We start from the raw sequence: 6,000 nt of genomic DNA on the forward strand, positions 1-6,000 counted from the left end.
AGTAAATATCCAAACCCTTAAAATCTCCATTTATTTTTAAAGCCTCTTAAAGCTTTCATTTAACTGCTTCAATTATATATCTTTACGGTTCTGCCCTAAATAGCCACTTATCCACACAAAATACAAAGGGCGCCTTTGTACAAAGGCGCCCTTTGTATAATTTATGCATGGTTATATGCCATTCTTTTTTAATATCTTGACTAAATATCAAGTAAGTATTCTTCTAGGTCTTTTTTCTCCTTTATAATCTTGTAGCTGGACTCCACAAATCCTTTGTAGTCAGACTTGTTCTTAAACTGCCCAAGAATAATATCTTGGCCAGTTATAATGGATCCGTGCGTTTGAGTTATATAGTCTAGATAGCTACTCCACTTATACTTGGCTGGGTCATTTACCAGCCCTGCCACCTTCGGATTCTGGTGTATATAGGCAGATAGCCAAGTTAAATATCTATCGTCGCTTACATGAACTTGCTTGAATCTATCTTGGAATAGATGCCCTATCCTGCCATGTCTCTTATTATAAAATTTAGAATAGCTAGTTAAGACCTTCAGTAGCAAAGTTGAAGTCGATATTTTACCGTTTTGACGAATCAGTAAATGAAAATGGTTAGGCATTAAGCAATAACCCAGCAAAGAGAACGATTTTGGCGGTAATACGGCTATTCTAGTCTTCGAATATTCCAATTCCTCGTCTGGGAATAGGTTTTGACGTAGCCTATACGTAAAGAATGAGTAGTCTTCTTGGTCAATGAATATATTTTCATTGGCGACCCCCCGATTATATACGTGATATATCTCTCCCGGGGCAGATTCCTTGTAATCCCTTTTATTCATACTTAAATTTTATTACAAAGGGCGCCTTTGTACAAAGGCGTCCTTTGTACGCATTAAAAAGAGCGCCCCTATGGGGCGCTCTTTTTAAGTTCTGACGTTGAATTACGGAGCTGGGACTATCTCAGGCTCAGTCGGAGCTGGAGTCGGCTCTGCCGGTAATTCGGCTGGAACTGGCGTAGGTGTTGGTGTCTCCGGAACAGATGCGTCGGGAGTCGGCGCTGGAGATTCGACTATTGGCGTCGCATCTGGCGTAGGTGTCGGAGTTGGAGTTGTTGTATCCCCTGTTGGAGCAGATGGGTCTGGTGTCGGCGTAGGTGTAACCTCAGCAGGTGGTACCGAAGTCGTACCCGTCGCATCTGGCGTAGGTGTCGGAGTTGGAGCGACCTTATCTTCAAATCCTTTGCGTCGAGCAATTATCATCCAATCGAACTTGCCAGTGCTAGAACCGTTTAGCTCCTTAACCGTAAACCCATAGATAGTCTTTTGATCAACATATAGTTGGCCAGTTACACCGACCGTAGTTGGAGTAATTAAGACTCTTAAGACAACCTGATCAGATATTATCGAAGTAAATGAGTAGTCGAAGAATACTTTGGCTTCGCCATTTACCAAATCGCCTGAGCCAGTCAATTGTATCTCTCCTCTAGTTGAATCAACACCGTAGGTGGTCAGATAATTGCCATTCTCATCCATCTCAAGTTTAGATTCCTTTGAAGCTTGGGCGCCATTACCTTCGAACATAGATTTAGTAGTAGCATCAGCCTGGTCAGATATCGTTGTATCACGAGATAACCAAGATGAAACGTCAACGCCTGGGATTAAATCGGCGATGGCATAATATGTCTTCTTAATACCTTCAGCAATTACATCTTTCTTAGCCCATAGTGTTTGAACTTCTGTAAAGATCGAATTCTTGATAGCATCGATGACCTGGCTCACCGAAGCGACGCTATCAGTAGTAGTTGACGTTACGGTTACGTCGGCCGAGCCAGAAGCCGTACCATCGGCTACAGTTCCTGAAGTAAGGGCCAAGCTTGGCGACCAATATGTCGGATTAACATACACCTGAATCTTAGCGTAAGAACCAGAAGGTATAGTATCAACTGAATCCAAAGCCATACCAATGGTCATGCCCGAAGACAAGGCCCTAACAGCTACGCCCGGTTGAGTCGGACTTAAAGCTAGTCTATCTCCCGGCTCAATAGCGCCGTTTTCAAGAGATACCTTAACCAGAGCCTTACCCGAGAAAGATATAGAAGTAGACGCAACTCCATAAACATCGGCGCCGGCTACATCAGTTACGACTCCGGCCACTACTGCCTGATCTGTAGATCCCATGGCCACCCTGAAAGCAGATGAACCAGATGCGTAGGATACGAGATCACCGATAGAAAGATCATCGGCGCTAACCTGTTGGGTAGTTCTTGAATTTAATTCTTGCACGCCACGAGCTAATACTGGGATGAAAGAGACATAGCTGACGCCCAAGTATCCATTAATTGGGTCCACAACTGATACGGCCTGTGGGAAAACCTGCTGCATATCCTGAGCAATAAAACCGGTCTCGATTCTGTCTGGAGTATCGATCATGTTGTAATTCTTTACGCCGATGGAGTTGATGATTCTCAATGCGCCGTCAAAATCACTGAAATTTTCCTTCAAACGAGCATCAGATACATCAGTAATCGTACCCGTGTATTCAACATCTCCAACAACATCCAAAGCCACGGATGGGGTCGTAGTGTTGACGCCAACGCTACCTGCAGAAAGTACAGTCAATTTTCCTTTTACATCAAAGATACCAGCTGGAGTCGTAGTGCCGATACCGACATTACCACTTGATGCCACATTGATTCGATTCACACGAGTTGTGCCTGTAGGAGTTAGATATCGAACAATGACTACACCTGAGCCACCACTACCGCTAGCAGCACCGTCACTATATCCACCAAATCCACCACCACCGGTATTTGCGGCACCATTAATAGATCCGCTAGTTCCGCCACCACCAGTAGCTGTTCCAGTCCCGGTCGCGCCACCACCAGCTCGAGTGATTGATGTTCCAGTAATTGAGCTGGCTGTACCAGCACCACCATTGGATCCACCACTACCATTGGTTCCAGAACCACTAGCGCCACCTCCACCTCCACCAGTAAAGCCAGTAACAGGTCCACCATTATAACCTTGACCAGATATACCTGTACCTACACTACCGCCACCATATCCAGCGCCACCACCAGAACCCCCGTTGCCAGCGTTACCAGCATAGTTACTTCCGCCACCGCCACCAGTTGCCGTGATTGCTCCGAAGACTGAGTTACCTCCGTTGCCGCCGGCTTGATTACTGCCAGCAGTTCGGCCAGCTCCACTGGCACCCACAGTAACAGTATAGTTTTGTTCTGACACAGCATAAGATGAGCTAGCCAAATAACCTCCTGCGCCTCCTGCGCCAGCACCTCCATACCCCGCCGCTGAAGTTCCGCCGCCGCCGCCGCCAGCAACGACTAGATAGCTGACGCTAGCCACATTTGGGCCGGGATTAAATGTAAATGTTCCAGCAGTCGTAAATGTATGTACGGTGTATAAACCATCTGTAGAGATATCTCCTCCCGTAGCAGCTTCACTGACAACATCCAATTCTACGCTGAAGGTTCCAATAGAATTAAGCCTAGCAGAAGGAGTTGTCGTACCGATACCAACATAACCAGCTTTAGTCACATGCAGTAGAGAAGATCCAGAAGAAGAAGCTACATTGAATAGATCATATGCTCCTGACGTACCCCAGATATCAAACTTAGTCCCCGGCGTCGTCGTCCCGATTCCCACATTGCCCGTCCCATTAGGCATGATGGCAAAGTGTTCATTAGTGCCAGTGGTGATGTCTGAGGTTATACCTGAGAAAGTAACTGATCCAGTAGAGAAAGTTGGAGCGTTATTAAAGACTAGGAGACCAGAACCAGTCTCATCTGATATGGATAAAGCGGCATTAGCAGAAGATATAGATGTGGTTAATGCTCCTCCTGTGGTGGTAGATACTAATCTGTCAGCAGTGAGGCCTGAGAATGTGATAGTTCCTGAAGAAGTGAGGCCTGTTAATCCAGATGCTACACCGGCTGAAGAGATATCCCAGTTTGATGAATTGATAGCTAAGGTGTTTGATCCTCCTCCAATTGATATGGCTCCGTTAGATGTACCTGTGCCGATATCTACGGTGTAGTTAGAAGAAGTGTTGATACTAAATACTCCTCCGGAGAAGGTGTATGCTCCTGAGCCTGTGTCGCCCGTGTTGTAAAGATATACATCCCCAATAGTTCCAGAACCAAGAGTTGTCCAAGAAGCTAGGCCTGCGGCATCAGAGGTTAATACTTTGTTAGCTCCTGGTGTTCCTCCGGTTATCTTTACCTGACCGTTTACTTCTAGCTTGGCTCCTGGGGTGGTGGTGCCGATGCCGACGTTGCCGTCAGATTTAATAAATAGCGCCGATGCTCCATTTGTACTGAAGCCTAAAGTATCTGTTCCAGAATAAATACCGGTTCCTGCTTGTCCGTTTAAGCTTAATGCCGGGACAGCGGCTGAACCACCGTTATCTAAAGCCAGAGTATCCGCGTTCAAAGAACCTGCCACCATTAACTTATAACTACCTGGGTTCGTAGTCCCTATGCCGACATTACCGGAATTGAGAATTCTCATGTTCTCATTGGCTCCATTGGTACCTGATTGGAAAATAATATCTGCGCCAGTGGTGCCCGCTCCGGACGTAGGACGAAGGGTTAATGAAGATGTCGTTGAAGAACCGCCAATATGCAAAGGAGATATGATGCTGGTATCAGCGTAGAGACTTCTCCAGCTATAACTTGGCTCGCCCAAATCGGACAGATTATCACCAGTTGGATCGAAATTGCCAGATAGAGATGCACCGGCCGCGAAGATAATCGGATAAGCATCAAAGTAAGCCTGTCCATCAACTTCCAGTCTGCCTGAGATTAAGACGTCATTAGATGCATTAATTGAATGTGTAGTCGTAGCCGTACCGAATCTTGAATATGCTACCGATGCGGTGCCACCTACCTGGAGAGCATTGGTGACAATTAATTCGTCACCAAGCTTAGCGGCTCCGCCGACAAGCTCAAACTTGGTAGTCGGTGTTGTTGTTCCGATGCCGACGCTGCCACCAGTGAATAAGGCGGAATATGTAGCATTTGAGAACGTGGATGTGCCAGTAAAGGTATTAGCTGATGTACCTGATTGGGTATATGCTCCGTCGTTAGTGATTCCTGAAATGCCTGTCATAGCTCCTGTAGTGGAGATATCCCAATCTGAAGAGTTGAGGTATAGGGTGTCTCCGTTATCTCCAATGGTTAGAGCTCCTCCTGGGTTGATAGCAAAGACTCCTGCGGTGGTCATACTGGTAGTAAATTGTGGAGAGGTACCAAAGACTAAGAGTCCAGAACCAGTCTCGTCTGATATGGATAAAGCGGCATTAGCAGAAGATATAGATGTGGTTAATGCTCCTCCTGTAGTGGTAGATACTAATCTGTCAGCAGTGAGACCTGAGAATGTGATAGTTCCTGAAGAAGTGAGGCCTGTTAATCCAGATGCTACACCGGCTGAAGAGATATCCCAATCGTTGGAGTTAATAGCTATGTCATCTCCACCATCGCCTAAGACTACTGCTCCATTAGCGGTTAATATTCCATTCGAAGTTAATCCAGATGTAGCTGTGATTAGACCAGAGATGGTAGGTGTAGCTGTCCATGATGTTGGAGATATGGTTAATGCTGAGCCAGCAATGGTGGTGGCATATGAGGCATTACCGAAGGTAATGGCTCCATCTCCAGAATATGTGGTTCCCTTAAATGTTGCGGCTTCAAAGTTTGACGAAGCTGAGGCGTTGGTGAAGAAACCTTGGCCTGCATAGATGTTGCGCCATCTGTATGTAGAGTCACCTAGGTCGTATGCGTTGTTGGAGGAAGGATCGAAGTTTTGGGATAGAGAGGCTAACGTACCAGTTAGAGCCGTAGACCATGTTAAGGTACCAGAACCATTAGTCTTAAGGAAGCCATTAGATAATTGGGTAGCTGGGAATGTATATGTCTGGTTGTTTAGAGTTACAGCACCTGAGATGGAAGCGGTACCGACGACTTCTAGCTTGGTCTCTGGGGTT

General features: G+C 46.1%; 3 protein-coding genes. 1 reads left to right on the forward strand and 2 read right to left on the reverse strand.

Annotated features, from left to right (window positions below; all coding sequences use genetic code 11):
* Positions 1-200: 200 nt before the first annotated feature.
* Complete coding sequence (locus tag DEG18_02145; protein HBX58384.1) at positions 201-836, reverse strand: hypothetical protein; 636 nt, start codon at positions 834-836, stop codon at positions 201-203.
* 102 nt (positions 837-938) lie between these two features.
* Positions 939-5,240 carry a hypothetical protein gene (locus DEG18_02150; protein HBX58385.1) on the reverse strand — a complete coding sequence of 1,434 codons (4,302 nt, stop codon included), beginning with the start codon at positions 5,238-5,240 and terminating at the stop codon, positions 939-941.
* On the opposite strand from DEG18_02150, the gene DEG18_02155 reads away from it, so the two are divergent.
* Positions 5,233-5,754 (forward strand): hypothetical protein, encoded by a 522-nt coding sequence (locus DEG18_02155; protein HBX58386.1) that lies wholly within the window; start codon positions 5,233-5,235, stop codon positions 5,752-5,754. The genes DEG18_02150 and DEG18_02155 overlap by 8 nt on opposite strands.
* Positions 5,755-6,000 lie beyond the last annotated feature (246 nt).

The sequence above is a fragment of the Candidatus Yanofskybacteria bacterium genome (assembly GCA_003514055.1).
Taxonomy (GTDB): Bacteria; Patescibacteriota; Minisyncoccia; order 2-02-FULL-40-12; family GWA2-44-9; genus UBA12115.